The sequence below is a fragment of the Streptomyces sp. SID11385 genome (assembly GCF_010548245.1).
Taxonomy (GTDB): Bacteria; Actinomycetota; Actinomycetes; order Streptomycetales; family Streptomycetaceae; genus Streptomyces.
The window spans coordinates 32,981-59,082 of record NZ_JAAGLR010000377.1; the positions used below are offsets into that span (position 1 = coordinate 32,981).

Annotated in this window: 23 protein-coding genes; 11 read left to right on the plus strand and 12 right to left on the minus strand. The window is 73.1% G+C overall.

Annotated elements, in window-relative coordinates:
* Positions 1 to 69 precede the first annotated feature (69 nt).
* From G3I42_RS11235 to G3I42_RS11255, 5 genes are read right to left on the minus strand one after another with little or no spacing between them, the layout of a single operon-like run.
* Positions 70 to 972 (minus strand): sugar phosphate isomerase/epimerase, encoded by a 903-nt coding sequence (locus G3I42_RS11235; RefSeq protein WP_164284978.1) that lies wholly within the window; start codon positions 970 to 972, stop codon positions 70 to 72.
* Positions 969 to 2,204, minus strand: a complete 1,236-nt coding sequence (locus G3I42_RS11240) for a substrate-binding domain-containing protein (RefSeq protein ID WP_164284980.1) — start codon at positions 2,202 to 2,204, stop codon at positions 969 to 971. Before G3I42_RS11240 ends, G3I42_RS11235 begins: the two co-directional genes overlap by 4 nt.
* Entirely contained in the window at positions 2,201 to 3,238 is a 1,038-nt protein-coding gene (locus G3I42_RS11245) for an ABC transporter permease (protein ID WP_164284982.1), read from the minus strand. Before G3I42_RS11245 ends, G3I42_RS11240 begins: the two co-directional genes overlap by 4 nt.
* Positions 3,235 to 4,365: an ABC transporter permease gene (locus G3I42_RS11250; protein ID WP_164284984.1), complete on the minus strand. Its 1,131-nt coding sequence runs from the start codon at positions 4,363 to 4,365 to the stop codon at positions 3,235 to 3,237. The genes G3I42_RS11245 and G3I42_RS11250 overlap by 4 nt, the downstream gene beginning before the upstream one ends.
* Positions 4,362 to 5,837, minus strand: a complete 1,476-nt coding sequence (locus G3I42_RS11255; protein ID WP_164284985.1) for a sugar ABC transporter ATP-binding protein — start codon at positions 5,835 to 5,837, stop codon at positions 4,362 to 4,364. Before G3I42_RS11255 ends, G3I42_RS11250 begins: the two co-directional genes overlap by 4 nt.
* A 135-nt stretch (positions 5,838 to 5,972) precedes the next feature.
* Between G3I42_RS11255 and G3I42_RS11260 the strand changes: the two genes are divergently transcribed.
* The 3 genes from G3I42_RS11260 to G3I42_RS11270 all read left to right on the plus strand — a co-directional run bounded on the left by G3I42_RS11260 (position 5,973) and on the right by G3I42_RS11270 (position 9,201).
* Positions 5,973 to 7,208, plus strand: coding sequence for an ROK family transcriptional regulator (locus tag G3I42_RS11260; protein ID WP_164284987.1), 1,236 nt, complete (start codon positions 5,973 to 5,975; stop codon positions 7,206 to 7,208).
* A 191-nt stretch (positions 7,209 to 7,399) separates the two neighbouring features.
* Positions 7,400 to 7,882: an Rrf2 family transcriptional regulator gene (locus G3I42_RS11265; protein WP_203606650.1), complete on the plus strand. Its 483-nt coding sequence runs from the start codon at positions 7,400 to 7,402 to the stop codon at positions 7,880 to 7,882.
* Between the two features lie 107 nt (positions 7,883 to 7,989).
* A complete protein-coding gene (locus tag G3I42_RS11270) occupies positions 7,990 to 9,201 on the plus strand; it encodes an FAD-dependent oxidoreductase (RefSeq protein ID WP_164284991.1) in 1,212 nt (403 codons plus the stop codon).
* Positions 9,202 to 9,463: 262 nt separating this feature from the next.
* Here the strand turns inward: G3I42_RS11270 and G3I42_RS11275 are convergent, their stop codons facing one another.
* Entirely contained in the window at positions 9,464 to 9,889 is a 426-nt protein-coding gene (locus G3I42_RS11275) for a hypothetical protein (protein WP_164284993.1), read from the minus strand.
* 432 nt (positions 9,890 to 10,321) lie between these two features.
* On the opposite strand from G3I42_RS11275, the gene G3I42_RS11280 reads away from it, so the two are divergent.
* Positions 10,322 to 11,473 (plus strand): hypothetical protein, encoded by a 1,152-nt coding sequence (locus G3I42_RS11280; RefSeq protein WP_203606651.1) that lies wholly within the window; start codon positions 10,322 to 10,324, stop codon positions 11,471 to 11,473.
* 45 nt (positions 11,474 to 11,518) lie between these two features.
* Here the strand turns inward: G3I42_RS11280 and G3I42_RS11285 are convergent, their stop codons facing one another.
* Both G3I42_RS11285 and G3I42_RS11290 read right to left on the minus strand, forming a co-directional pair.
* On the minus strand, positions 11,519 to 12,067 hold the full coding sequence (locus tag G3I42_RS11285) for an ABATE domain-containing protein (RefSeq protein WP_164284995.1): 549 nt from the start codon (positions 12,065 to 12,067) through the stop codon (positions 11,519 to 11,521).
* An 81-nt stretch (positions 12,068 to 12,148) separates the two neighbouring features.
* A complete protein-coding gene (locus G3I42_RS11290) occupies positions 12,149 to 12,622 on the minus strand; it encodes an SsgA family sporulation/cell division regulator (RefSeq protein ID WP_239096389.1) in 474 nt (157 codons plus the stop codon).
* A 584-nt stretch (positions 12,623 to 13,206) separates the two neighbouring features.
* On the opposite strand from G3I42_RS11290, the gene G3I42_RS11295 reads away from it, so the two are divergent.
* Positions 13,207 to 14,133 carry an alpha/beta hydrolase gene (locus G3I42_RS11295; protein WP_164284997.1) on the plus strand — a complete coding sequence of 309 codons (927 nt, stop codon included), beginning with the start codon at positions 13,207 to 13,209 and terminating at the stop codon, positions 14,131 to 14,133.
* Between the two features lie 155 nt (positions 14,134 to 14,288).
* Entirely contained in the window at positions 14,289 to 15,413 is a 1,125-nt protein-coding gene (locus G3I42_RS11300; RefSeq protein WP_164284999.1) for a glycosyltransferase, read from the plus strand.
* 60 nt (positions 15,414 to 15,473) lie between these two features.
* Here the strand turns inward: G3I42_RS11300 and G3I42_RS11305 are convergent, their stop codons facing one another.
* Entirely contained in the window at positions 15,474 to 16,421 is a 948-nt protein-coding gene (locus G3I42_RS11305; protein WP_164285001.1) for an SDR family NAD(P)-dependent oxidoreductase, read from the minus strand.
* Positions 16,422 to 16,671: 250 nt separating this feature from the next.
* Positions 16,672 to 16,944, minus strand: a complete 273-nt coding sequence (locus G3I42_RS11310; protein ID WP_164284925.1) for a hypothetical protein — start codon at positions 16,942 to 16,944, stop codon at positions 16,672 to 16,674.
* 283 nt (positions 16,945 to 17,227) lie between these two features.
* On the opposite strand from G3I42_RS11310, the gene G3I42_RS11315 reads away from it, so the two are divergent.
* Positions 17,228 to 18,145, plus strand: coding sequence for a TIGR03619 family F420-dependent LLM class oxidoreductase (locus G3I42_RS11315; RefSeq protein WP_164285002.1), 918 nt, complete (start codon positions 17,228 to 17,230; stop codon positions 18,143 to 18,145).
* A gap of 98 nt (positions 18,146 to 18,243) precedes the next feature.
* Here the strand turns inward: G3I42_RS11315 and G3I42_RS11320 are convergent, their stop codons facing one another.
* Together G3I42_RS11320 and G3I42_RS11325 are read right to left on the minus strand one after the other, a co-directional pair.
* Positions 18,244 to 18,690, minus strand: coding sequence for a VOC family protein (locus tag G3I42_RS11320; protein WP_164285004.1), 447 nt, complete (start codon positions 18,688 to 18,690; stop codon positions 18,244 to 18,246).
* Positions 18,691 to 18,726: 36 nt separating this feature from the next.
* Entirely contained in the window at positions 18,727 to 19,584 is an 858-nt protein-coding gene (locus tag G3I42_RS11325; RefSeq protein WP_164285006.1) for an alpha/beta hydrolase, read from the minus strand.
* 446 nt (positions 19,585 to 20,030) lie between these two features.
* Here G3I42_RS11325 and G3I42_RS11330 point away from each other — a divergent pair, with 446 nt between their 5' ends.
* The 4 genes from G3I42_RS11330 to G3I42_RS11345 all read left to right on the plus strand — a co-directional run.
* A complete protein-coding gene (locus tag G3I42_RS11330) occupies positions 20,031 to 21,089 on the plus strand; it encodes an alpha/beta hydrolase (protein WP_164285008.1) in 1,059 nt (352 codons plus the stop codon).
* Positions 21,090 to 21,395: 306 nt separating this feature from the next.
* The gene (locus G3I42_RS11335; RefSeq protein WP_164285018.1) at positions 21,396 to 24,173 is read left to right on the plus strand and encodes a LuxR family transcriptional regulator; all 2,778 of its coding nucleotides are present in this window, start codon (positions 21,396 to 21,398) and stop codon (positions 24,171 to 24,173) included.
* Positions 24,174 to 24,456: 283 nt separating this feature from the next.
* Complete coding sequence (locus G3I42_RS11340; RefSeq protein ID WP_164285010.1) at positions 24,457 to 24,879, plus strand: hypothetical protein; 423 nt, start codon at positions 24,457 to 24,459, stop codon at positions 24,877 to 24,879.
* A 71-nt stretch (positions 24,880 to 24,950) separates the two neighbouring features.
* Positions 24,951 to 26,102, plus strand: a 1,152-nt coding sequence (locus G3I42_RS11345; RefSeq protein ID WP_164285012.1) for an AAA family ATPase, incomplete at its 3' end; no start/stop codon positions are given.

Sequence of the window (26,102 nt, forward strand, 5' to 3'; positions counted from 1 at the left end):
TGCGTTCTGGGGTGTGCGTTCTCGGGGGTGCGTTCCGGGGGCTGTGCACACGTGTGCCGGTTCTGCGTGTCAGGCGGGTGGCTGGTCCGGGGAACGGGTGCGGCGGTGCTGGGCTTCCCGGAGGAAGGCGAGTCCCCGGGTCGCGAGGGTGTCCTGGCTGGGGGCGAGTCGCCGCCAGACGGAGGCGGCCACCGCGATGGTCGCGTTGTGCGCGGTGAACGACTCGATGCACAGGGGCCCCGTGTGGCCCTCCTCGTCCAGGGCGGCGAGGAAGCCGGGCCAGTCGAGATGGTCGTCGCCGGGGGTCCCCCGGTCGTTGGCGCACACCTGGACGTGGAAGAGGCGGCCGGTGGCCTGGCGTACGGCTTCGGGCAGGGAGCGCTCCTCGATGTTCTGGTGGTACGTGTCGAGCGCGACGCCGATGGTGTCGGCGGGGAGTTCCCTTATCGCCTCCACGGTCTGGGCCACGGTGTTGAGGAAGCTCGTCTCGTACCGGTTGAGCGGTTCGACGGCGATGCGGACCCCGGCCGCCGCGGCGTGCGCGAGGACCGGCGCGAGGTTCGTCCGCCACTGCTCGTAGGCGGCTGTCCGCTCCGTCTCGTCCATTCGCCACGTGCGGCCGACGGCGGCGTAGACGGGTCCGGCCACGACCGGCGCGCCGATGTGCGCCGCCGCGTCGACACACCGGCGCAGGTAGTCCTGGGTGTCGCGGATCGCGGAGGTTCCCGCGTTGACGAGGTCGCGCCCCGGCGGCATGACGGCGGCCACCGCGGCGGCGGTGAGGCCGTGGTCGCCCAGGAGCGCGGCGGTGGCGGCGGGCTGCCAGTCGCCGGGCTGTTCCAGAGGGAGTTCGGCGCAGTCGAATCCCCACGCGGCCAGGCGCGGCAGGACTTCCGTCAGTGCCTCGTCCGTGACGGGTGAGTGCCAGATCCAGGGGTTGGCGCCGATCGCGCGCTCCGTGGCCGGGCTCACTTGCCGCCCCAGTCGCCGGGGTAGCCGGGCAGTTTCTCGCAGCCGCAGGCGCCGTAGTGCAGGGGCGGCATGCCCTTCTTGTAGTAGGCCTCGAAGTTGTCCTCGGTCACCACCGGCTGCGGCAGGGTCCACGTCTTCGGCACCTCCTGGCCGCCGAGGATGCGCAGGGCCGCGATCACGGGGGTGCGCCACTGGAAGGTGGGGTAGGTCGGTGCGACGGCGGTCAGGTCCTTGTCCTTCCACGCCTGGAGGAAGTCCTGCTGGTCCTCGCCGGTGATCGGCGGGATGTCCTTGCCCGCGTCCTCGAAGGCTTCGACGGCGGCCACGGCGGTGGCGCCGGAGTCCATCCACACGCCGTCGATCGTGCCGTGCCGGGCGAGGGCGTCGGAGACGATCGACTTCGTCTTCGACGGGTCGCCGTCGGTGAACTTGGCCTCGGCGACGGTGAGTCCGGCCTCGTCGAACGCCTTCTCCGCGGCGGCCCAGCGGGTCTCCAGGACGTCCACCCCGGGGGAGATGCGCAGGGCGACGATCTTGCCGCCCTTGTCCACCTCGTCGACGAGGAAGTCGGCCGCGGCGGCGCCGTAGGCGTAGCCGCCGATGGGGCTGATGAAGGTGACGCCGCAGTCGGTCTCCACTCCCCGGTCGAAGACGATCACGGGGAGCTTGCCGCACGCCTCCTGGACCGCGGGGGTGAGGGTGGCGGTGGTGTTGGGCGAGACGATCAGCGCGTCGCAGTCCTGGTTCGACAGTTCCTGGATGTCCGAGATCTGCTTGTCGTCCTTGCCCTGCGCGTCCAGGACGGTGAAGTCGGTGATCTGGTCGTGCAGCTTCACCTCCGCCTTCATGCTCTTGAGACCCACCTGCCGCCAGGGGTTGAAGACGCCCGCGTTGGAGAAGCAGAGGTGGATGTCCTTGGCACCGCCCGCTTTGGCGAACTTCGAGGTGTCGGTCATCTGCGGGTCGAGCATCTGCTCCCACGGCTTGTCGGCCGGGCCCTGCGGGGTCTCCCGCGCGAGGGTGAGCTGGCGCTCGTACGCGGCGGGGTCGAAGAACTTCGACTGCGTACCGGTGCTCCGGCTCTGCTTCGAGGCGGCGGGGGCGCCGCCTTCGTCGTCCTGCGGCACGTCGGAGGTGCAGGAGGACAGCAATGCCGCGGCCATCAGGACGGCGAAGGGGGCGGCCAGGCGGGTCTTGCCGCCGCGGCGGCCGGGGTGGAGTGCGCGGCTCATGAGGGGGTGCCTCCGGAAGCTGGTGAACGACGACGGCGCAAACGGTTCAGCCCTGGTCGGCCCACGGTTCCGAGACCGACGGCCGCGATGACGATGACGCCTTGGACGGTGGACTCCAGCGCGCCGGAGACGCCCTGGAGGTTGAGCAGGGTGAAGAGCGCCTGGAGGGAGAAGGCCCCCGCCATGGCGCCGACGACGGAGCCGCGCCCGCCGCCGAGGAGGACGCCGCCGAGCACGACGGCGGTGATGGCCTCGAACTCCAGGCCGCGGCCCGCTTGCGCGGACACCCCGGAGAAGCCCGCGACGAGCACCGAGGCCAGCGCCGCCGCCGTTCCCGAGAGGACGAACGCGAGGGTGCGCACGCGGGGGACGCGTACCCCCGCGAGGTGCGCGGCGCGGTCGCTGTCGCCGGTGGCGAGGAGCGTGCGCCCGAAGTCGGTGCGCATCAGCCATACGGCGGCGGCGCCGACGACGAGGCAGGCGAGGACGGCCCAGGGGAGCCAGCCTCCGGCGGTCCCGCGTCCGAACTCCCGGAAGCTGTGCGGCAGTACGCCCTGGGGGGAGCCGCCGGTCCAGTAGAAGACGGCGCCTTCGAGGATCAGCATCATGCCGAGGGTGGTGATGAACGAGGGCACCCGGAGCCTGGTGCTGATCAGTCCGTTGGCCAGCCCGACCACGGCCCCGGCGAGCAGCAGCCCGCCCGTGACGAGCGGCCAGGGGGCGTCCGGCCGGGAGCCGTAGAACTCGGCCCCCGCGACCACTCCGGCGGTGACCACCGCGCCGACGGAGAGGTCGAAGCCGCCGGAGACGATGACGAGGTACTGGCCCGCGGCGAGGATCACCAGGGGCGCGGCGCGTTTGACGAAGGCGAGGAAGCTGTCGGGCTCGTAGAAGCCGGGCTCGGTGATCGCGAGTGCGGCGAGGAGGAGGACGAGGAGCGCGTAGACGGGGCCGCCGGTGCCGAGGCGCCGGAGCGCCCGGGCCGCGGGGCGGGCGGTCGTCGTCGCGGGCTTCGTCGTGGTGTGCGTGGTCATGCGGACTCCTCCTGCCCGCGGATGCCCGCCGGGGACTCCTTCTGTCCCCGGACGTCCGCCGGGCCCTTTCCCGGCCGTCGCCGGTCCGGTTCCGGTCGTCCCCGGCCCCCTCGGCGCGGCCGTCCGGCGCCCGGTCGGGTGCGGGGCCGGGCGTAGAGGGCGACGGCCGCGATGATGACGACGCCGCGGACGACGTTCTTGAAGAAGGGGTCGACGGAGAGCTGGTTGAAGACGCTGTCCAGCACCGAGAGGACGAGAACGCCGCCGAGGGTGCCGGTCACTCCGCCGCGTCCGCCGGCGAGGGCCGTGCCGCCGAGTACGACGGCCGCGATGGACTCCAGGTCGTAGCGGGCGTCCGTACCCGCCCAGGGGGCGCCCGCGCCGAGGCGGGCGGCGAGGAAGAGGGCGGCGGCGCCCACGCACAGCGCGCACAGGACGTGCGCGAGGACGACGGTGCGTCCGGTGCGTACGCCGGAGAGCCGGGCGGCGTGCTCGTCGCCCCCGGTGGCGTACATGTGGTGGCCGAGTCGGGTGCGCCGGGTGATCAGCCAGACGACGGCGGCGACCGCGATCAGCAGGAGGACGGAGACGGGGACGAAGCCGATCCGGTCGTAGCCCAGCCGCCGGAAGGAGGCGGGTACGTGGCCCGCGGGGCCGGTGTAGGTGTCCTCGATGTAGCCGCGCAGGATGAACGCCATGCCGAGCGTCGCGATGAACGCGTTGACTTTCAGTCCTGTCACGATCAGGCCGTTGACGAGGCCGATGGCGAGGGAGAGCGCCAGGACGGCCAGGACGGCGGTGAGGACGCTGCCGCTCTCCATCGTCTCCGCGGCGACCAGGGTGCCGAGGCTGACGGAGTAGGCGACGGAGAGGTCGAGCGACCCGGTGACGATGACGATCGACTGGCCGACCGCGACCAGGCCAAGCGCGACCGAGTTCTGGAGGATGCCGGTGAGGGTGGACCGGGTCAGGAACTCGCCCCCGTCCAGGGTGACGACGAGCCAGCCGACGAGGGCGACGGCGAGCGCGGCGAGCCAGACCGCGACGGCGGGATCGCCGAGACGGAGGCGCCCGGGGGCGCCCGGTCTGCGCGGAGGCGCGGCGGAGGCGCCGGAGACCGCCGTCATGCGGCACTCCCCTCGGCGGTGTCGCCGGTCGCCAGCCGCATGATGTCCTCTTCCGCTGCGCCCGCGGGCAGTTCGCCGGCCAGCGTCCCTTCGGCCATCACCAGGACGCGGTCGCTCATCCCGATCAGCTCGGGCAGTTCGGAGGAGACGATGAGCACGGCGAGCCCTTCGCGGGCGAGTTCGCGCACGAGGGTGTGGATCGCGGACTTGGCGCCGACGTCCACGCCACGGGTCGGCTCGTCGAAGAGCAGCACGCGGGGGTGGACGGCGAGCCATTTCGCGATGACGACCTTCTGCTGGTTGCCGCCGGAGAGGTACCGCACCTCCTGGTCCAGCCCGCGGGAGCGCAGCGCGACCCGCTCCAGCAGGTCCGCGATGTCGCCCCTGCCCCCGCCCGGCATGGCGCGGCGCACGAGCAGGGCGTTGTCGCGCACGGACTGACGGGGCACCAGCCCCTCGGCCTTGCGGTCCTCGGTGATCAGGGCGATGCCGCCGCGGATCGCCTGCCGCGGGGTGCCGGGCAGGAGGTGCCGGCCGGCGACGGTCATCCGGCCGCGGGTGAACGGGGCGGCGCCGAACAGGGCCCGTACCAGCGCGGTGCGGCCCGATCCCTGGAGGCCGGCGACCCCCGTGATCTCGCCGGCGCGCAGGGTCAGCCCGATGCCGGTGAGGCGCTCGTTGCCCGCGTCGTCGAGGGTCAGAAGCGGCTCGCCGATCTCCTCGGGCCGGGCGCGCGGCGGGTAGTAGGAGCGCAGTTCGCGGCCGACCATGGCCCGTACGACGTCGTCCGGGGTGGTGTCGGCGGTCACGAGGGACGCTGCCTTCCGGCCGTCCTTCAGCACGGTGATGCGGCGGGAGAGGTCGAAGACCTCCCGCAGGCGGTGGGTGATGTAGAGGATGCCGATGCCGCGGGCGGCGAGTCGCCGGATCAGCGCGTGGAGCAGGTCCACTTCGTGATCGGCGAGCGGCGCGGTTGGCTCGTCCATGACAAGCACACGCACGTCGGAGGCGGCCAGCGCCTTGACTATTTCGACCGTCTGCTGCCGGGCCACCGACAGTCCGCTCACCTGGGCGCGCGGGTCGATTCCGGTCTCGTCCAGTTCGGCGAGGAGTTCGGCGGTGCGTCGTTCCATCGCGCGCCGGTCGACCAATCCCCAGCGCACCGGTTCACGGCCGAGGAAAACGTTCTCCGCGACGGAGCGGTACGGGAGAAGCGCGAATTCCTGGTGGATCAACGCGATACCCGCGGCTTGTGCCTGTAAGGGGTGCGAGAAGGAACGGGGAATTCCGTCGAGGGTGATGGTGCCCTGGTCGGGCGAGTACTCCCCGGCGAGCACCTTCATCAACGTGGACTTGCCAGCTCCGTTTTCTCCGACCAGAGCGTGCACCTCACCCGGTTCAAGATCGAGTGACACCCCGTCCAATACACGCGCCCCGAGAAAGCTCTTCGAGACACTGCTCATTGTCAGCATGTTCGGAGGATTGCGATCCCACTTTGCCCTGTCAATACCTCAAGCAAAAGCGATTTCAAGGGTATTCACACCTACTTTGATCGGTGATCAAACAAAGAATGGCCAGCAAACGGTTTCCTCCTTAGGGTTGCTCCTGTGACGGACCATTTCGCCTCGCCCCTCCTGTCGTCGGACCCCCCTCCCACCCCGAGCGCTCCCCCGGGCCAGAGTTCCGGTGAGGTGCTGGCGCTGGTCAGATCCGGCATCGCCGTCACGCGTGCCGAGATCGCCCGCCGCACCGGACTCGCCCGTTCCACCGTCTCCCAGCGTGTCGACGCCCTGATCGCCCACGGGTTCCTCGTCGAGGACGCCGAGGCGCCCTCGACCGGCGGCCGCCCGCCGCGGCGCCTCTCCCTGCGCACCCACGGACACGCCGTCGCGGGCGTCGACATCGGGGCCTCGCACTGCCGGGTGGGGCTGCTGGGGGTCGACGGGGCCCTGCTGGCGGTCCGTGAGGACCCGCTGACGATCGCGAACGGGCCCGCTGCGGTGCTCGGGCACGTCGAACGGACCCTGCGCATGCTGCTGGAGCCGGCCGGGGGCACGGCTTCGCGGACGCTGCGGGCCATCGGCGTGGGCGTGCCGGGCCCGGTGGAGTTCTCCACCGGGCGTCCCGTGGACCCGCCGATCATGCCCGGCTGGCACCACTACGCGATACCGGAGTTCTTCGAGGAGCGGTTCGGCGTGCGCGCGCTCGTGGACAACGACGTGAACGTCATGGCGCTGGCCGAGCAACGCCGGGCATCCTCCGGCGTCTCGCACCTGCTGTACCTGAAGATCGGTACGGGCATCGGCTGCGGCATCGTCGCCGACGGGCGGGTCCACCGCGGCGCCCAGGGGTCGGCCGGGGACATCGGGCACATCCGCGTCGGTGAGCGCGAGGACCCCTGCCGCTGCGGCAACTCCGGTTGCCTGGAGGCCATCGCGGGGGGCGCCGCGCTGGCCGGCAGGCTCGGTGAGCTGGGGCTGGAGGCGGCCGGGAGTCTCGACATCGTGCGGCTGATCAGGGAGGGGAACCGCGAGGCCGTCCGGATGGTCCGGGAAGCCGGTCGCGCGGTCGGCGAGGTGCTGTCCGGGCTGGTGAACTTCTTCAATCCGGAGACGGTCGTGGTCGGGGGCGCCCTCGCCGCGGTGCACGACCAGCTGCTCGCCGGTGTCCGGGAGGCCGTCTACCGCCGGTCCAATCCGCTGGCGACGCGTGTCCTGCGCATCGAGCCGAGCCGGACCGGGGAGAACGCCGGGGCGCTCGGCGCGGGCATCCTGGCCATCGAACACGCGCTGTCACCGGCCCAGGTGGACCGCGCCTTGGCGAAGGACGCGACGGCGGCATGAGCGGGCGGCGGGGCGGCGGTCTGGGCGGACGGCGGCCGGGAACGCCGTCCGGGCGAACGGCTGCGTGACGGCCGGTCCACCGGGGCGACCGCTCGCCTGATCACTTCCCGCGTGCGCCGCGCCGGGGCCCTCCGCCGTGCGGGGCCGATTTGACTCAGCAATCCAGGATATTTAGTGTCCAGGTTATGAGGATGAGCAAGGGCGTCGAGTGGGCTGTGCACACACTGCTCAACCTGGCGTGGGCGGACCACGGCGAGCCCGTGTCCACCGCGCGGCTCGCCGCCGGGCACGACCTGCCGGGCCCGTACCTCCACAAGCAGCTCCAGGCCCTCGTCCGGGCCGGGCTGCTGGAGTCGGTGCCGGGCGTGCGGGGCGGCTTCCTGCTGGCCCGCGCGCCCGAGGCCGTGAGCATGCTCGACATCGTCCTCGCCATCGAGGGCGACGAACCCCTCTTCCGCTGCACCGAGATCCGGCAGTGCGGCCTCATCGGCGCGCAGTGCGCAGGACCCGGCGACTTCGCGCGTCCGTGCGCGGTGAAGACCGCGCTCGGCCGGGCCGAGGCCGCCTGGCGCGAGGCACTGGCCGCGCAGAGCCTGGCCGACGTCGGCCGGGAGAGCGCGGCGCACGCCCCGGCCTTCCCCGGCGCCGCCCGCCGGGCTCTCGGCGGCGACTGACACGAACTGACACACCACGGGCGGTCGACGCCGGGCGCGTTTCTCGCGCGCCGCGCGCCGCCCTCATCGCGCGGCACCCGCCGCGCAGACGCGGGAGGTAATTCCGGATGAAAAATATCCTGGTTATTGGCGGCGGATTCGCCGGTGTCTGGAGCGCGGCAGGCGCCGTCCGCGCCCTCCGCGAGCACGCCGGCCCCACCGAGGAGGTCCGCGTGACGCTCGTCAGCGCCGGGGACGACCTCGTGATTCGGCCGCGCCTGTACGAGGCCGACCCCGGCGCCAAGCGGGTCGCGCTCGACCGGGTGCTCGGCCCCATCGGCGTGCGCCGGGTCGCCGCCACGGTCACGGGCATCGACACCGGGGCCCACGAGGTGACGGCACTCGACCGCGACGGCGAGACGCTCACGCTTCCGTACGACCGCCTCGTCCTCGCGGCGGGCAGCCGGACGGCCCGGCCGCGCTTCCCCGGCGGCGACGACGTCTTCGACGTGGACACCATGGGCGCGGCAGCGGCGCTCGACCACCACCTGCGCCGGCTCCCCGGACGTACGGGTGCCGGGCAGTACACGGCCGTCGTCATCGGGGCCGGCTTCACCGGTCTCGAAATCGCCACCGAGCTGACCGGGCGGCTCGCCGAGGTCGCTCCCGAGGGCGCCCCGGTCCGCGTCGTGCTCGTCGAGCGCGCGAGCGAGCTGGGCCCCGAGCTGGGCGCCGGGCCGCGTCCGTACCTCGTCGAGGCCGTGCGAGGGCTCGGCGTGGAGGAGCGGCTCGGCAGCACCGTGGAGCGGTACGAGGACGGCGTCGTGCACCTCGCGGGCGGGGAGACGATCCCGGCCGCGACCGTGGTCTGGTCCGCCGGGATGGCGGCCAGCCCGCTGACGAAGCTCGTGCCGGGCGAGCGCGACCGGATGGGGCGTCTGGTGGTGGACGAGTTCCTGCGCGTCGTCGGAGTGCCCGGCGTGTACGCCGCGGGCGACACCGCCGCCGCCGAGGCGGGCGAGGGCCACCTCGTGATGCAGAGCTGTCAGCACGCGGTGCCGCTGGGCAAGTTCGCGGGCCACAACGTCGCCGCAGGGCTCCTCGGCGTCGAGCAGATGCCTTTCGCGCCGGCCTCCTACGTCACCTGCCTCGACCTGGGGCCCGCGGGCGCGGTGCTCACGGCGGGCTGGGACCGCGTGGTCCAGCTGACCGGCGCCGAGGCCAAGGAGATGAAGCAGCGCATCAACACCGAGTGGATCTACCCGCCGGTGGACGACGCCGAGGCGATCATCGGCCTGGCCGGCTACCACACCATCTGGCCGACCGACCAGGTGTCCTGAGGACCGGCCAGGTGTCCTGAGAAGGTCCGTCCGGGGAGCCGGACGGACCGGGTGGCGCCGGGCTCACGGGGCGGCGGACGAACTCGTCCTCCGCGAGCCCGGGCGCCCGGCGTCACCCGCGTCCGGGACACCGCTCGGCCCGATCCCGCACGCGCGCCGGCCGCGGCGCGATCCGTACGGCTGCCGCCGCGCGGGCAGCACCTGCCGACGTCCACGCGCTTGTCGGCGTACCGCCGGTCCCCGGGCCCGAGGGGTCGCGGGTTCAGGTGCGCGGTGTGGCCTCGATCTCCAGCCAGGCGCCCGCGCCGGCGTTGGCCGTGGTGCCCTTGGCGAAGAACTTCCAGCCGCCGGCCGTGGGGTCGACGTTGAGCCCGTCGATGTAGAAGGTGTCGCTGCTCGTGTTGTACCTGCCGAGCACGCTGATGCCCGTCTGCCTGCCCCCGCCGTAGTTGACGACGTTGAAGGTCTGGCACGTGCCGCGGGCGACGGTGGCCGTGCCCACGCCCTGCTGGTCCTGCTGGGCCGTGTTGAAGACCAGGAAGGCGTCGTAGTTGCCCTGGGCGCAGAGCTGCACCCGTCCCGCGCCGATGGCCGCTTGGGCCGAACCGCTCGACAACAGGACACCGGCCGCCACGGCGGCTCCGACGACACAGGCCGCGGCACGCCTGGACAACGACTTGGAGTTCATGCGACACGCCTCTCTCGGCATCCCCGGAACCTCCGGGTGGGCACAAGGTATGAGGCGCGAGGTGCCTGAATCAAGATACGTGTTTCGGACGCACACCTGTCTGGAAAACGTGCCATGACCGGGGGTCCCCGCCAGGTGAGCGGCCCCATGGGCGCGCGTCGACGCCCCCTGCGTACCGGGAGATGTGCACATGTTCGTCTCGGTCACACATGCCGGTGGTAAGGTGCGTTCCTGATCCCGTCCCCGGGCCCGGGCAGCGTCCCGTCGGCCCCGGCGCGCCGGATGCCCGCTCGACTCGGGTGCCGGTCCCGGCTGTCGGCCGGGGCCGTCACGCGCCGTCCCTCACACGTTCCGGCTGACGCCGGGCGGGACCGGCTCCCCAAGCACCGCCGCTTCATCACGCGTTCCGCGCGCTCGTTCGGAAGGACCCCCATGACGTACCGCCCCGCGTCCCCCTCCGCGGGAGATCTCCCCGCGCGTTCTCCGGGCAGCGGCGAGAGCACGGGAGCGGGCCGGCTCCAGGACGCCGTGGCGACGGTGGAGGGTGGGCCCGCAGCGACGGAATCCTCCGCTCGTGGCGCTGCCCCGGGCGGGGCGCGGGTTGCGCGCTCCCCGGGTGACCGTGCCCGGCTGTTCGCCGCGTACGAGGAGGCCGCCCACGCGGACCCGGCCGGGGCCTGGGCGGCGTTCTGCGCGGACTGGAACTGGGCCGCGCCGCTTCCGCACGCGATTCCCCAGGTGTCCGAGGGCATCCGCCCAACGGTCCGTCCGGTGGCCGGTGGTCATCGTGTCAGCGGCACGTGGCGGCTGCCGGAGCAGGCCGCCGCGCCGGGGGCGCACGACCACGCGGCCGGGACAGGGGCGCCGTTCCCCTGGCTCGTACTGCCCCTGCCCGACGGGGCCGCGGCTCCCGGAGGCCCGGACCTGTTCGTCACGCCGCTCGACGCGCTCCGCTCCCCCGGCCCCGCCCCGGCCGACGAGGTCGTACGGGTCGACGACCTGCATGTCGCGGACGGGCTCGCCGCGTACTCCGACGCCACCGCGCTGCTCCGGAGGGACGCGCTCTTCCTCGCCACCGCGACCGCGGGAATGGCGCTCGGCGCCTCGGGCCGGCTGGTCGCGGCGCTCGCCGCGCTGGACCCGGCCGGCCCGCTGGACTGGATCGCCGCCCGCCTCCGCGGGCCGTCGCCCTCCTCCCCCGCCGCCGTGGCGGCCGAGCTGGACAGCCTGCTGCACGCCGAACGCCTGGGCTTCACCGCGGAGCTCCACAACGTCCCCGGCCGGGGACGGCTGGTGGCTCTCGCCGGCCGCGCGCCGCTCGACGTCAGGGTGTCGCGCGCCGCCGCGCTGGCCCGGCATGTGGCCGCGACGGTGTACGAGTGCGCGCTGCCGTTCGTCGTACGGGCGTCGGCCGGGGACGACCGGGTCCGGGCAGCAGGTGCGGACCGGGGAGCGCACCCCGTGGAATCCCTCGTCGTGGACTGCGCCCCGGTCCTCCAGCACCTGCGGCTCACGGTCGACCTGCTGGAGAACGTCGTCGCGGAGGGCCGCGAGGCGGCGGGACAGGGGCCGGTGGCTCCGTAGGGGCAGCGAGGCGACACCGGTTCCGGCGGTGATGTCCGCCCGGACTCAGGTGAGCGCGGTCTGCTGCCGGGCGCGGTAGGCGGCGGCCTTGACGCGGTTGCCGCAGGTGCGCATGGCGCACCACTCGCGGCGGTGACCGCGCGAGCGGTCCAGGTAGACCTGCGTGCACTCGGGGCGGGCGCACTCGCGCAGCAGGGCCGCCTCGTCGCCGCCGAGGAGTTCCACGGCCTCCCGGGCGAGCGAGGCCAGCCCCTGGGCGACGGAGCCGGTGCGGATCGCGCCGTCCCGGCCGAGACGCAGCCGTACGGGAAGGCCGATCGCCTGCTTGTTCAGCGTGGTGACCGCCTTGGTGGGCAGTTCTTCGCCCCACAGCCGAGCGGCGACCAGCGCGTAGATCGCCTCGCGCAGGTCGACGGCGACGGCGAGGTCCGTCTCGTCGGCGCCCGGCGGCAGGTCCATCATCCCGGACTCGACGAACCAGTCGTCGAGCAGTTCGGGGGTGGCCAGCTTCTCGGCGGGCGCGGCGTTGCGCCGGGCCCGCAGGGTGCCGACGAAGTCCAGAGGCAGGGTGCCGCAGGGAAAGGCATGGTTCACATCACCATACTGACGAGTTACTGAAGAATACGCAATGCCCCCGCTTCCCCGGGCAGCCCGTGGGCTCGGCGCGTTCCCTGGTCAGTCCGTGGGTTCGGCGAGCTCGTCGCACAGCGAGGTCAGGAAGCCGTCCCAGTCGAGGGCTCGTCCCTCCGCGTGCGCGGGCACGCGGACGTACGTGGCGTCGAGCCACTGCGACAGCGCCCGGACCGGCAGTTCGAGCAGGGCGCTGGACTGCCTGGACTCCAGCCGCATCCATGCCGCCCTCCCCTTCTCCCCCGGCGCCGCCCATACGCGCACGTCGCCTTCGCCGCTCTCGTCGTAGAGCCCGTGGCACAGCAGTTCCCGTCCGATGCGCCAGGTCACGCCGGGGCCCCGCGGGGGCCTGAGCGTCAAAGACACGAGCATCGGTACGGAGGGGTCGAAGCGGAACGACGCCCACAGCGGCCGACGGGTACCGCCGTCCAGCACCCGGAGGATGACCAGGTCGAGAGCGGGCCTGCCCTCATCAGCCGGCGTCTGGCGTATCCCGTGGCCGGACTGTTCGCCGTCCATGACAGTTTTCCCTTCGGCAAAGCGACGTCATCGCTACGACTGTGGTCGATGCGGAAGGGGGAAGCCATCAGTCACTTGACCGGGAGCGGGAATACGTCGTCCGCTGCTCCGTGGGCTCCGAAGCCCTCCGCGGGCGTCGGCGCGGGCCTGCTCCGCAGGTGGGGAGCCCTGGCGGACGGGAGGCGTACGTAAGCGGGTACGTCATTTGACTTGCCGACCGACGCGGCAGAACACGGGGATGGCGACGGGACGGCGGGCGGGTCGGCGGTACGGCGGGGCGAACGGCGGACAGGGCACGCCCAGTGCGCCCGCACGTTGCCGAGGACACCACGTTCCCCCATCGCCGCGCAGCGTATCCGATGCGCCGCCGCCGATCAATCACACGTATCACGGATGAGGCCCGAGGTATGTGTCCGCGTGGCTGCCCGCGTACGCGCATGCCGGGAGGCGTCTCCAGGCCACGAGGAGACTCGCCCACCCGGTGAGCGAAAGGTGGCGTGGATCACACCCGCTGGATCGCACTTTCGCCGCGCGGCGACGTCATGCCGGTGTCAGCGACCCTTTCCCCTCAGCGGAGTGACACCATGACGTTCTTCACCTCCCCCACTCCCCCGGCCGGCGGGGCTCACGGGCCTCTCGCCCCGGGCACCCACTCCTTCGAGCTCGGCGGCATCGCGCAGCGCTACCACGTGCACGGCACCGGCCCGGTGTGCGTGGCCCACTCCGGGGGCCCCGGCATCCACTGGGAGTACCTGCGGATGCCGCTCCTGGAGCGGCACCTGACCATGGTGTACGTCGAACCGATCGGCACCGGCGCGTCCGGCCGTCTCCCCTCCCACCCGCACGGCTACACGCGGGAGCGCTACAGCCTCTTCCTCCAGGTGCTCATCAACCGCCTGGAGGTGCCCTCGGTCCACCTGCTCGGCCACTCCCACGGCGCCTTCGTCGCCGCGCATCACGCCCTGCGGCGGCCCGAGCGCCTTTCCGGGGTGGTGCTGTACGAGGGCGCGCCGATGACAGGGCCCGAGCACGGCGCCGAAGCCTCCCTGCGCGTGGCGGAGTTCGCGCGGAAGTACGCGGGTCACCCGGGCCTGCCCGGCGTGCTGGACGCCTTCGCGTCGATGTCCGCCCTCCACGACGACGCCTCCACGCTGGCCGTCGCCCGAGGCGTCCTCCCCTCCTACTTCGCGGACTACTGGGGCAACGAGGAGCGCTACGCCCCGCTGCGCGAGGGAGTACGCGCGGGGTACGTCTCCGGGCTCGACGAGGACCTGCGCCCGGAGGTCGTCGACGACCGCGCCGCGCTCAAGGGGCTGGCTGTTCCGGCTCTGGTGGTGGTGGGCCGCCACGACGTGATCTGCGGACCGCGCTGGTCGTACGAGATGGACGAACTCATCCCCGACTCTCGGCTGGTGGTCCTCGAACACAGCGGCCACCTGGGCCACGTGGAGGAGCCGGAGACCTTCGCGGCCGCCGTCCGCGACTTCGTCCGCGCGCACCCCACCGCCTGAGGCCGGCGTGGTGCCGAGAGCGCGTCGCGTCTCCCGGCACCACGCGCCGGGTCCATCGATGCCTGGAGTCGGCGAAGACGGCACAACCGAACCGGGGGCAGGTGTGCACACCCTCGTGGACATGTTGATACGTGTGATGAGTTAAGCTCCTGCGCATGCGTGTTCTCTTCTCCAGTACTCCGCAACACGGCCACCTCCTGCCGGAGTTGCCTCTCGCTCGCGCTTTCCGGGACCGGGGGGACGAGGTCGCGTTCCTCACCTCCGCCGGTTTCGCCTCCCTGTTCGCCGACGAGGGCTTCACCCACCTGCCGGTGGGGCCCGAGATAGATGTGCTCCTGGCGGAGGCGGCGCGACTGGCGGGTGTGAGCGACCCGACCCAGCCGAGCCCCGCTGCCGCCGCCGAGCTGTTCGCCAGTGCCCGCATCAATACGACCGGTGACGAAGCCGTCGCCGCTGCCCGCGCGTTCGGGCCCGACCTCGTCGTCGTGGAGGGAACCGACTACGTGGGACCCCTGGTCGCCGCGGTTCTCGACGTGCCCTACGCCAAGCTGGCGCTCGGCCCCGCGATCCCCGTGGAGTTCACCAGCGTCTTCGACGACGTCGCCGAACTGCGGTACAAAGAGCGCGGGTTGACGGTGCCGGCACCCACCTGGAACCTCGACCCGTGCCCCGCCCTGCTCCAGGCCCCCGGCTGGGAGCCCCCGCCGGGACACCTGCCGATCCGGGCCGAGGCGCACCGCGGGGCCGGGGCGCCGAAGGCGGCGACCTTCGTGCCGACCGGTGACCGCCCCAGGGTGCTGGTCTCCTTCGGTACGCACTTCACCGAGCCCGCCGTGCTGCGCCCGCTCGTCGCGGCGCTCTCCGCCCACGCCGATCTGGTCGTCGCCGTGGGGCTGACCGCGACGGCCGCCGACTACGAGGACGTCTCCGGCGGCGTCGAGATCGTCGGCTTCACGCCGCTCGCCGACCTGCTCGGCGGCATCGACCTCGTCGTCACCCACGGCGGCGCCGGGACCACCATGGGCACCCTGTCGCGGGGTGTGCCGCTCGTCGTCGTGCCGCAGGGCGCGGATCAGTTCGTGCAGGCCGGGGCGGTGGCGGCGTCGCGTACCGGCGTCGCGGTGATGCCACCGGCCGCGCCCGAGGCCGTGGCCGAGGCCGTGCGGGAGGCGCTCGGCAACCCGGAGTACCGCGACAACGCGCGACGGGCGGCCGGACAGGTCGCCGCGGCGCCCTCCCCCGGCGAGATCGCGGAGCGGCTGGCCGCGGCCATCGGCTGAGACGTCGGCGAACGCGGTGCGGGGGCCGATCCGGATGTCCGGATCGGCCCCCGCTCGTCGTCAGCTGAGTGCGCCGAGGGCCACCGGCTGGGCGTACTCCCACAGCCGGTCGGCGGCGACCGGGTCGATCGACCAGCGGGCGACGCCTGCCATCGGCTCGGGGCCTCCGTCGACGACGGGGGACTCCTGGTTGTCCTCGAAGTAGCGGCCGCCGATGCCGTCGAGCAGCGGGGAGGCGGCCAGCAGGACGGTGGTGGCGGCGCCCTGCTCCGGGGTCTTGTAGTAGTCCGGGGTGACCAGTTCGCCGTGCTCGTCCATGGCGCCGAATGCTCGCATCGTGGCCTGGTCGAGATGGCGGGTCAGGTTGGTGTGGATCCAGCCGGGCGCGCAGGCGTTGGCGGTGATGCCGTACTCGGCCCAGCGGCGCTGGATGCCGACGGCGAGGAGCACGTCGGCGGTCTTGGACCGGGCGTAGGCGGTGAACGCGTCGTAGGGACGCCGCTCGAAGTGCGGGTCGTCGAAGTCGAACGGGGCGCGGAGGTGGGCGCCGGAGCTGAGGGTCACGACGCGGGCGCGGTCGGCCTCCCGCAGCGCGGGGAGCAGCCCCAGGGCGAGGCTGAAGTGGCCGAGGTAGTTGGTGGCGAGCTGGGTTTCCCAGCCCTGGGCGTTGAACCGGCGGTCCGGGAGCATCATCACGCCGGCGTTGGCGACCAGCATGTCGAGCGGGCCGCTCCATGCCGCGCAGAACGCGCGGACGGAGTCGGGGTCGGCGAGGTCCAAGGCCTCGGCCCGGACCTGCGGGAACTCCGCCACGAGCCCGTCGGCGGCGCGGGGGTCGCGGGTCGCGACGGTCACGTGCGCGCCCGCCGCCGCGAGGGCGCGCACGGTCTCCGTGCCGAGTCCGGAGGCGCCGCCGGTCACGAGGGCCCGGCGGCCGGTCAGGTCGGTTCCTTCGAGGACTTCGGTGGCGGTGGCACGCATACCGAAGGGAGTGGTCACAAGTGTCATACCTCTACAACGTGGGCCGTACGGCCCGGGGTTCAGTCGGAGAGAGTGGACACGGGTCATACGTGCATGGGCACCGTCTGGTTCAACGGCGACACTTCGGGCATCGGCATCGGCGCCGAGGGCACCATGGCCAACGGGGGCGCGGGGGCGTACCTCCACACCTGGTGGTCACTCCCGGGACGACCGCCCTGGGCTTCTGCGGCGGCCCCGCTCTCCGCCGTGCGCGAGCGGGGCCGCTCCCCCGGGTCCGTCACAGCCCCAGGTCCAGGACGAGACACGAGTACGGGCTCCACGAGCCGTCCGCACCGAAGCGGTCCGCGCGGAGCACGTCCCCGACCGGCGCAACCCGCACCTCCTGCCGCGTCTGATCGGCACGCACACGTTCCGGAAGCGCGCCGAACCGTGCCTGCCGAGCGGCGGCACAGGGATCGACGGCGGGTCCGGCATCGGCGCGGGTAGCGACGGCAGTGGTGCTGAGCCCGTCGTTCTCGCCGAGCGGTGGGGTGGTGCTGGTGGTGGTCATCGTCCACTCCTCGCGGGGATCGTGTCCGAGGTGCCTGCGGGTTTCAGTGTGCACCTCATGAAGTAACCGGTCAATACGGTGACGACAGAGGCGTGGCGGTGCGCTGCGCCGGCCCTCCACCCGGTGCGGGACCCGGCTGAAGAGCACCACGAACCCCGCGTGCGCGCCCAACGGAACAAGCACACACCGGTGTGCCGCCGCTTCCGCACACGTACAGTCGATGGCACCGCACACACCCCGACCGGTGCTCACTCCACCGGCACCCACCCCAAAGGACGCGAACATGCTGCTGGGCCTGGCCCTCCCCACCTTCGGTACCGACGCCCACACCGAGGGCATCGTCCACGTCAGCCGGGTGGCGGAGGAGCTGGGCTACGACTCCTTGTGGACCGGCGACCGCGTACTGGCCCCCCGTTCCCCCAGCGCGCCCTACCCGAGCGGGGACGGGGCGATGCCCCGTACGTACGAGAACCACATGGACCCGCTGACCAGCCTCGCCTTCGCCGCCGCGCACACCAGCCGGGTCCGGCTGGGCACGAGCACGCTCAACGGCCTGTGGCACGCGCCGATCATGCTCGCCCGGTCGCTGACCACCCTCGACGTGCTCAGTCACGGACGTCTGGACGTCGGCCTCGGCCTCGGCTGGATGCCCGACGAGTACACGGCGGTGGGCGTGCCGTGGGAGGGGCGCGGCGCGCGGCTGGAGGAGACCCTCGACATCCTGGAGGCGTACTGGGCGAGCGAGGAATTCGCGCACCGGGGACGGCTGTTCACGGTGCCCGAGACCGTCGTGGGGCTCAAGCCCGAGCAGCGGTCCGGGCCTCCGGTGCTGCTCGCCGCGTTCACGCCCGCCGGTCTGCGCCGCGTGGGCAGGCGGGCCGCCGGGTGGCTGCCCGTGGCCATGCCGCTGCCCGCTCTCCTGCGCGGGTGGCAGTCCGTCGTCGAGGAGGCGAGCCGGGCGGGCCGCGATCCGGAGAAACTGCGCATGGCGCTGCGGGTGAATCCCACCCTGACCGCGTCGAAGGCCGATCCGGAGCAGGTACCGGGCGCGGGCACGCTCGGCCAGTACGTCGATTACGCGCGCGCCGCCGCGGAAGCCGGGGTGCACGAGCTGTTCATCGATCTCGGCCAGACGCCCGCGACCCTGGAGGAGCGCGTCGACATGGCGGGTCGCTTCCTCGAAGGCGTACGCAAGGGCTGATCGGCTCCGGGGGCAGGGCGCCGAGGAGGGGCGTGCCCGCCCGGAACCGCGCCGCGTGGGCGGCGCCGCGCTGGACCGCGGTGCCGCCCACGTCGTTCTCAGCGGCCGGGGGCCCGTTCGGTGACTTCCTGGAGGAGCCATTCGTTGCCGTCGGGGTCGGCGAAGGAGGCGAAGGTGCCGTAGCTGGGGCGGCCGGGGGCCAGGCCCGGCACGCGGTGGGTGCCGTCGGCGTGGTGGAAGGCGCCCGTGGCGTCGTGGAAGGGGCCGTCGACGTCGACGCCGCGTGCGGTCAGTTCGCCGATCGCCTTCTCGATGTCGGTCACGATCAGGTGGAGCCCCCGCGCGGAGCCGGCCGGGGCGCTGGTCAGGCCCTCGCCGAAGATGACCGAGGCGGCGGAGCCGGGGGGCGTCGCCTGGACGATGCGGTATCCCTCCTCGATCGGGAAGTCGGCGTCGGCGCGGAAGCCGAGCGTTCCGAGGTAGAACTCCTTGGCCTTGTCGACGTCGGAGACGGGGAGGACGACTACTTCGAGTTTCAGGTCCATGGCTGTGCTCTCGCTTTCGGGGCGGGTCGGGACCGGTCAGCGGGTGGTGCGGGCCGCGTCCTCGATGACGCGGGTGACGACGGCGGGACGGGAGACGGCGACGGAGTGGGAGGCGGCGACCTCCGTCACGTGGGAGTGGGCCCGCGCGGCCATGAAGCGCTGGGCGGCGGCGGGGATGTTGAGGTCCCGGGTCGTGACGACGTCCCAGCTCGGGATGGTCTTCCAGGCGGCGACGGTGGCCTTCTCCTCCAGCGCGGACTGCGCGACGGGCCGCTGGCCGGCGGCCGCGAGGGCGGCCTCGTCCCGGGGGACGTCCGCGGCGAACTGGTGGCGGAACTTGTCCTGCTGGATGTAGAGGTCGGTGCCCTGGCTGCCGTCGGGGTTGGTGGTGTTCACCGGGTCGAGGGCGTCGGGGAGAGTGGAACCGGGGAACTTGTTCGTCAGTTCCAGGGCGGATTCGCCGGGGGCGGGCAGGAAGGCGGCGACGTAGACGAGGGCCTTGACGCCGGTGTCGTACGCGGCGGCCTCGCTGATGACGGAGCCGCCGTACGAGTGGCCGACGAGGATCTTCGGTCCCTTGATGTGGCCGAGCAGGGCGCGCAGCGAGGTGGCGTCGCTGTGCGGGCCGCGCAGCGGGTCGGCGGCGGCGACGACGGGGTATCCGTCGGCGCGCAGCCGGGAGATGACGCCGTTCCAGCTGGAGGCGTCCGCGAACGCGCCGTGTTCCAGGACGACGGTGGGCTTGGGCTCGGGCGGGTGCGCGGCGCTCTTGGCGGGCGCGTCGGCACGGGCGGTGCCGGCCAGGGCGAGGGCCCCGATCACGAGGCCCGCCGTCGCGACCGCGCCGGCTCCCCGCAGTGTCTTCCGCTCGCCCGCGCCCTTGATCTTCTTCACGACAGTTCCTTTCGCCAGTGGTGCGCTCAGCACACCATCCGCCGTCACCTGTTCAGGCGGTGACTAAATTGCCAGCCCTCGCATCACCTGTCAAGATAGTGATGACGAAAGGGGGTTCACGTATGTTCAACGGCAGAATGTCGATCCGGTGGGCGCCTTCACATCCGTCAGTTGACGGTCGATCGACGGCATCGGCCCGGTCCAGTCACCGGGTCCAGGCGGAGGACACACGCCGTCAGGAAGGGGCGCCTGTACACCCGTGACGCGGCGACGAACCGTGCGGGAACGCCACGGCACGCTTCGCGGACACACCTGTGGGCCGGCAGCGTCACGTATGACCGTCATCTGACTGATGTACCGCGCCGGGGCGGCGGGAAGAGTAGGACCGACAGCACAGGGCCGCGCGTCTCGCCGGCCACGACATCGCAGCGTACGGAGGGTTTCAGATGATCAGCAGGCGCAACTTCAACAAGGCGGTCGGGCTGGGCACGGGGGCGGCCGCCGTCTCCCTGACCGGCCTGCCGGGTGTCTCGGCCGCGGCGACCCCGCGACACACCGGCAAGACACCCGTCGTACCGACGATCACACCTGGTACGCACACCTCCTTCCCCGCGCTCAAGCAGGTCAAGGCCGGACTGCTGAACGTCGGCTACGCGGAGCTGGGGCCCGCGCGGGGGCCGGTGGTGATCTGTCTGCACGGCTGGCCGTACGACATCCACAGCTACGTCGACGTGGCCCCGCTCCTCGCGGAGCAGGGCTACCGCGTCATCGTCCCGTACCTGCGCGGCCACGGCACGACGTCCTTCCTGTCGGCCCGGACGTTCCGCAACGCCCAGCAGTCGGTGATCGCGCTCGACATCATCGCGCTGATGGACGCCCTGAAGATCCCCCGGGCCGTGATCGCGGGCTTCGACTGGGGCTCGCGCACGGGCGACATCCTGGCCGCCCTGTGGCCCGACCGCGTCAAGGCCCTCGTCTCGGTGAGCGGTTACCTCATCACCAACCGGAAGACGCAGCTCCAGCCGATCAAGGCAGCCGACGAGCACACGTGGTGGTACCAGTACTACTTCGCCACCGAGCGCGGCAAGACGGCCATGGAGAGCGACGAGCACCGCCCGGAACTGACCCGGCTCGTCTGGGACCTCGTCTCGCCGTCCTGGGATTTCGACGACGCCACGTTCGCGCGCACGGCCGCGGCCTTCGAGAACCCGGACTACGCCGCCATCGTCATCCACAACTACCGCTGGCGGCTCGGCCTCGAAGAGGGCGAGCGACGCTACGACCGTTACGAGAGCGCGCTGGAGAAGGGTCCCGCCATCGGGGTGCCGACGCTCACCATCGATCCCCTCCTCGACCCCTTCACCGCACAGCCCGGCGACGGCAAGGGCTACCGCGACCACTTCACCGGGAAGTACGAGCACCGCGCGCTCAACATCGGGCACAACGTCCCGCAGGAGGCGCCGACGGCCTTCGCCCAGGCCGTGGTCGACGTGGACCACTTCTGACGTACGCCTCCTGACACACGCCTCCTGACGTACGCCGCTCCGGCCGCCACTCCTCGCCCGCACATCGCGCCCCCGTACACCCCCTCTGACGAGCCGCGCCCGGTCCCTGCCCCCGGGACCGGCCGCGCCCACCCCCGCCGGGCCCCTCGCACCGCTCCCCCGCGGTCGGCCGCCGAGCGATCGCCCGCCCGCGCGGGTGACTTGCGCGAGCGGCCGATCGCTTAAGGTGAGGGGTCGAGTCGGCATGTCGAAGGGCGGGGCAGGGCGTCGCGCTTCTCTCGCGCCATGGCCGTGGGAGGCAGCACGATGGACGGAGTGGACTGTCCGCGACACCCCGCTTCCACGCTCCTGGTCGGCCGCGAAGCCGACCTGGAACTCGTCCGGTCCTTCCTCGACGACTCCGTCGTCCGAGGCGCCGCCCTGCTCCTGACCGGCGAGGCGGGGGTGGGCAAGAGCGCCCTGCTCGACGCGGTGGCCGACTCGGCGGAGGGCCGCGGCGTACGCGTACTGCGGGCCGCCGGCGTGCAGTTCGAGGCGGACATCAGCTACGCGGGACTCAACCAGCTGCTCCTCCCGCTCTTCGGCTCCTTCCAGGACCTGGACCCCCTGCACCGCGACGCGCTGAGCGTCGCGGTCGGCATCGGCGAAGGCCCGCCGCCCGACCGGCTGCTGACCTCTACCGCCGTCCTGCTCCTGCTGCGCGCCGCCGCGCGCTCCAGGTTGCTGCTCGTCGTGGACGACCTGCCCTGGCTGGACCGGGCGACGACCGCCGTCCTCGGTTTCGTCGCGCGGCGGCTCGTCGGCAGCAACGTGGGACTGCTGACGGCGAGCCGCAGCGGCGCGGACAGCTTCTTCGAGTCCGGCGGCCTCACCGAGTACCGGCTGCGCCCCCTGGACGAGCAGTCCTCGGCCGCCCTCCTCAGCCAGGTCCATCCCGGGGTCTCCCCCGCCGTACGGCGCCGGATCGTGGCCGAGGCGCGCGGCAACCCGCTGGCACTCGTGGAGTTGCCCGAGGCGCTGACGGACCGGCAGCGGGTGTCGCTCACGGCCGTGCCCGCCGTCCTGCCGCTCACGCAACGCTTGCGGGCCGTCTTCGCCTCGCGCGTCGCCGCCCTCCCCGCCGCCGCCCGCGAACTGCTCCTGCTCGCGGCCCTGGAGGCGACCGGGGACCTCGCCACCGTCGAGGCAGCCGCCACGGGCCGGGCCACTCTCGCCGACCTCGGCCCGGCCGAACGCGACCGTCTCGTGTCCCTCTCCCCCGACGCGCGCTCGCTCTCCTTCCGGCACCCCCTGATCGGCGCGGCGGTGGTGCACCATGCGTCCCTCGCGGAATGCCGCAGGGCACACCGGGCGCTCGCCGAGGTCCTGCGCGACAAGCCGGAGCGCCGGGCCTGGCATCTCGGGGAGGCCGCGGCGGGGCCGGACGAGGACGTCGCCGCGCTGCTGGAGGAGGCCGCGCGTCACCGTTCCCGGCGCGGGGACGCGCTCGGCGCGGTGACCGCGCTCACCCGCGCCGCCGGGCTCAGTCCCGCCGCCGCGGACAAGAGCCGGCGGCTGGCCGAGGCCGCGTACATCGGGGCCGACGCCGGGGGCGAGTTGGAGGACGCGTCCCGGCTGCTCGCGGGCGCCAGGCTCGCGGACGCGGCGGGGCGGGAATCGCTGCACGCGGCGGCCGCCTCGGCGTTCCTGCTGATCAACAAGGACGGCGACATCGAGACCGCGCACCGGCTGCTCGTCGGCGCGATCGAGGAGGGGGATCACGGCTGGGAGGCGGGCAACGACGCGCTGATCGAGGCCCTGCACACGCTGCTCCTGCTGTGCTGGTACGGGGGCGAGCCGCGGCTGTGGCACCCGCTGCTCCGGGCACTGGACCGGCTCCGCCCCGAGCCGCCCGAGCTGCTGTGGGTGTGCGCGCGGACCTTCGGCGACCCGGCGCGTACGGGTCCTGCCGCGCTGCCGCGCCTGGAACGGCTCCTCGCCTCGGTGGGCACCGATCCGACCCGGGTCGTCCGTGCCGGCACCGCGTCGGTCTACCCGGACCGGCTGCCGGACACGCGGGCCGCCTCCTGGCGCCTGGTCGAGCAGGGCCGCTCCGGTTCCGCCCCGGTACGCCGCCACCTCGGCGCCCTGATGCACCTGGCGCTCGACCACTTCCACCTGGGCCGCTGGGACGAGGCCGCACGGCTCGCCGCCGAGGGCGTCGCCCTGTGCGAGACGCACGACTACGGCTTCTACGCCTGGTACTTCCAGTACGTCCAGGCCATCGTGTCGGCGGTACGGGGCGACACGGCGTCGAGCACGGCGCTGACCCAGCGGATCATCCGGTGGTCGGCGCCGCGCGGCGCGCACGGCGCGCGCTTCTTCGCCTGCCACGCCAGGGCGCTGGCCGCCCTCGGCGGGGGCGACTTCGAGACCGCGTACCGGTACGGGGCCGAGCTGAGTGCGCCGGGGACGCTCGCCCCGTACGTCCCGCACGCGCTGTGGGGTGCGCTGGACCTCGTGGAGGCGGCCGTGCGTACGGGCCGGGACGCCGAGGCCGCCGCACACGTCGCCGCGATGCGCGCCTCGGCCATGGGCGCCCTCTCCCCGCGCCTGCGCCTTCTCGTGCGGGCCGCCGAAGCCCTCGTCACACCGGGGAGGCCGGGTGCGGACCTGTTCGCCCTGGCGCTGGCGGAGGACCGGCCCGAGCGCTGGCCTTTCGACCACGCGCGGGTGCGTCTGCTCCAGGGGGAGCGGCTGCGCCGGCTGCGGGCGACCTCGGAGGCGCGGGCGGAACTGTCGGCCGCGCTGGAGGTGTTCGAAGGGCTCGGCGCCACCCCGTGGGCGGCCCGCGCCGCCGCCGAGCTGCGTGCCGGGGGCCAGAACGGGGCGGCGGCCGCGAAGCCGGGGCGGGTGGCGCTGACGGCTCAGGAACGGGAGGTGGCGACGCTGGCGGCGCGCGGACTGACCAACAAGCAGATCGCGGAGCGGCTTCTCCTGTCCCACCGGACCGTCGGCACCCACCTCTACCAGATCTACCCCAAACTGGGCATCACCTCCCGTGCCGCGCTGCGCGACGCCCTCGACGCGAACGACACCACCTGAGCCGGGGACGCGGAAGCGCTCCCACGTGCCGCCGCCCCGGGCGGAGAAACGTGTGCGCCTCGCGGACGGCATCGTCACAGGTCGGGCCAGCGTCGGGCGCGCAGCGGGGCAGACCGCCCGGCGGGACACACCGTATGGTGTGTGTCGTGCGCCACGGCACCTCGGTGGCCACATGCTGTTGTGCACCACGGCACGTCGGTGACCACATGCTCCGGTCCACAGACAGGCCGGCCCGGGTCCGGCTGGCCTCGACACCACGGACGGCGAGAGCCCGAGGACGAACATGCAGCTGCACGTGAACCACTCGCCGGACCCCGGCGAAGCGGCCCGGTTCGCGGCCGACATCATCGAGATGGCGGCCGACATCAGCGGTGCCGAGCTGGACTACAGTCCGGCGAGCATCGGTGTGATCGAGGACATCGTCGACGGTTTCCGCGCGGAGGGCGCCACGAGCGGCGAGATGGCGGACTCCCTCGTCGCCTTCGGCTGTTACGTCGGCGAGGTCGTGATCCGGCACGTCGGCGGCTCGTGGCAGCACACGACGGACGCCCTGCGCGTGGTCCCGCTCGCGGTACGCCTTCCGGGACAGCGCGACTGCCATCCCGTCGACTGGGTCTTCCGCCGTCTCGAACTCGGTTCCCGCGGCAGCATCCGCGAGCTGTACGAGGCGGCGCTCGCCTCTGTCGCGGCCGAGGCGGACGGCTGAAACCGGCGGCCCGGGCCGGGGCAGGGCCGGTGTACGGTGACGACCGCAGGCCGCGGCCGGGAAGGAACCCGATGAACGTCCTGGACCGACCGGTCCGCAACAACCCGGACCGGTTGATCGGGCGGGAGAGGGACCTCGCGTTCCTCAGGTCCCACTTCACCGGCTCCCCCGTCCACGGCGCGGCCCTGCTGCTGTCGGGCGAGGCCGGGGTCGGCAAGACCGCGCTGCTCGACGCGCTGGCCGCCGAGTCGGTGCGGGCGGGCACCCGCGTCCTGCGGGCGAACGGCGTGGAGTTCGAGGCGGACATCCCGTACGCGGGCCTCAACCAGCTTCTCGTCCCTCTCTTCGACTCCTTCGAGCGGCTCGGTCCCGGCCACCGGGACGCGTTGCGCGTCGCGGTGGGCATCGGGAGCGGCCCACCGCCGGGTCCCCTGCTGGTCTCGACGGCGACCTTGCTGCTGCTGCGGCTGATCGCCGCGGACACGCCGCTGCTCGTCGTCGTCGACGACATCCCCTGGCTGGACCGGACGACGATCGCGGTGCTCGGTTTCGTCGCCCGGCGGCTCGTCGGCAGCCGCGTCGGTTTCCTCGCCGCGTCCCGGCTCGTCACGGACAGCGTCTTCGAGGCCAGCGGCATCAAGGAGTACCGGCTGCGCCCGCTCGACGACGCCGCGGCGGCGGAGCTGGTGGCCCACACGTATCCCGGTATCTCCCCGAGTGTGCGCCGTCGTATCGCCGCGGAGGCGCAGGGCAATCCGCTCGCCCTGGCGGAGCTGCCCGCCGCTCTCGACACCGATCAGCGGGCGGCGCGGGCCGCGCTGCCCTCCGTGCTGCCGCTGGGCGAACGGCTCCACAAACTCTTCGCCGACCGGGTCGCCCATCTGCCCGCCCCCACCCGGGAACTGCTCCTTGTCGCGGCGCTCGACGGCACGGGCGACCTGGCGACGGTCGAGGCCGCCCTGGCCGGCCGCGCGGGCGTCGACGATCTCGGTCCGGCCGAGCGCGACCGGCTCGTCCACCTCTCCACGGGGCCGCGGCGGCTCGCCTTCCCGCACCCGCTGGTCGGTTCCGCCGTGGTGGCACAGGCGACGGCGGCCGACCGCCGCCGGGCGCACCAGGCGCTCGCCGACGTCCTCGGCGAGCAGCCCGAACGCCGTGCCTGGCATCTCGGGGAGGCCACCGTCGCACCGGACGAGACGGTCGCGGACCAGTTGGCGCGGGCC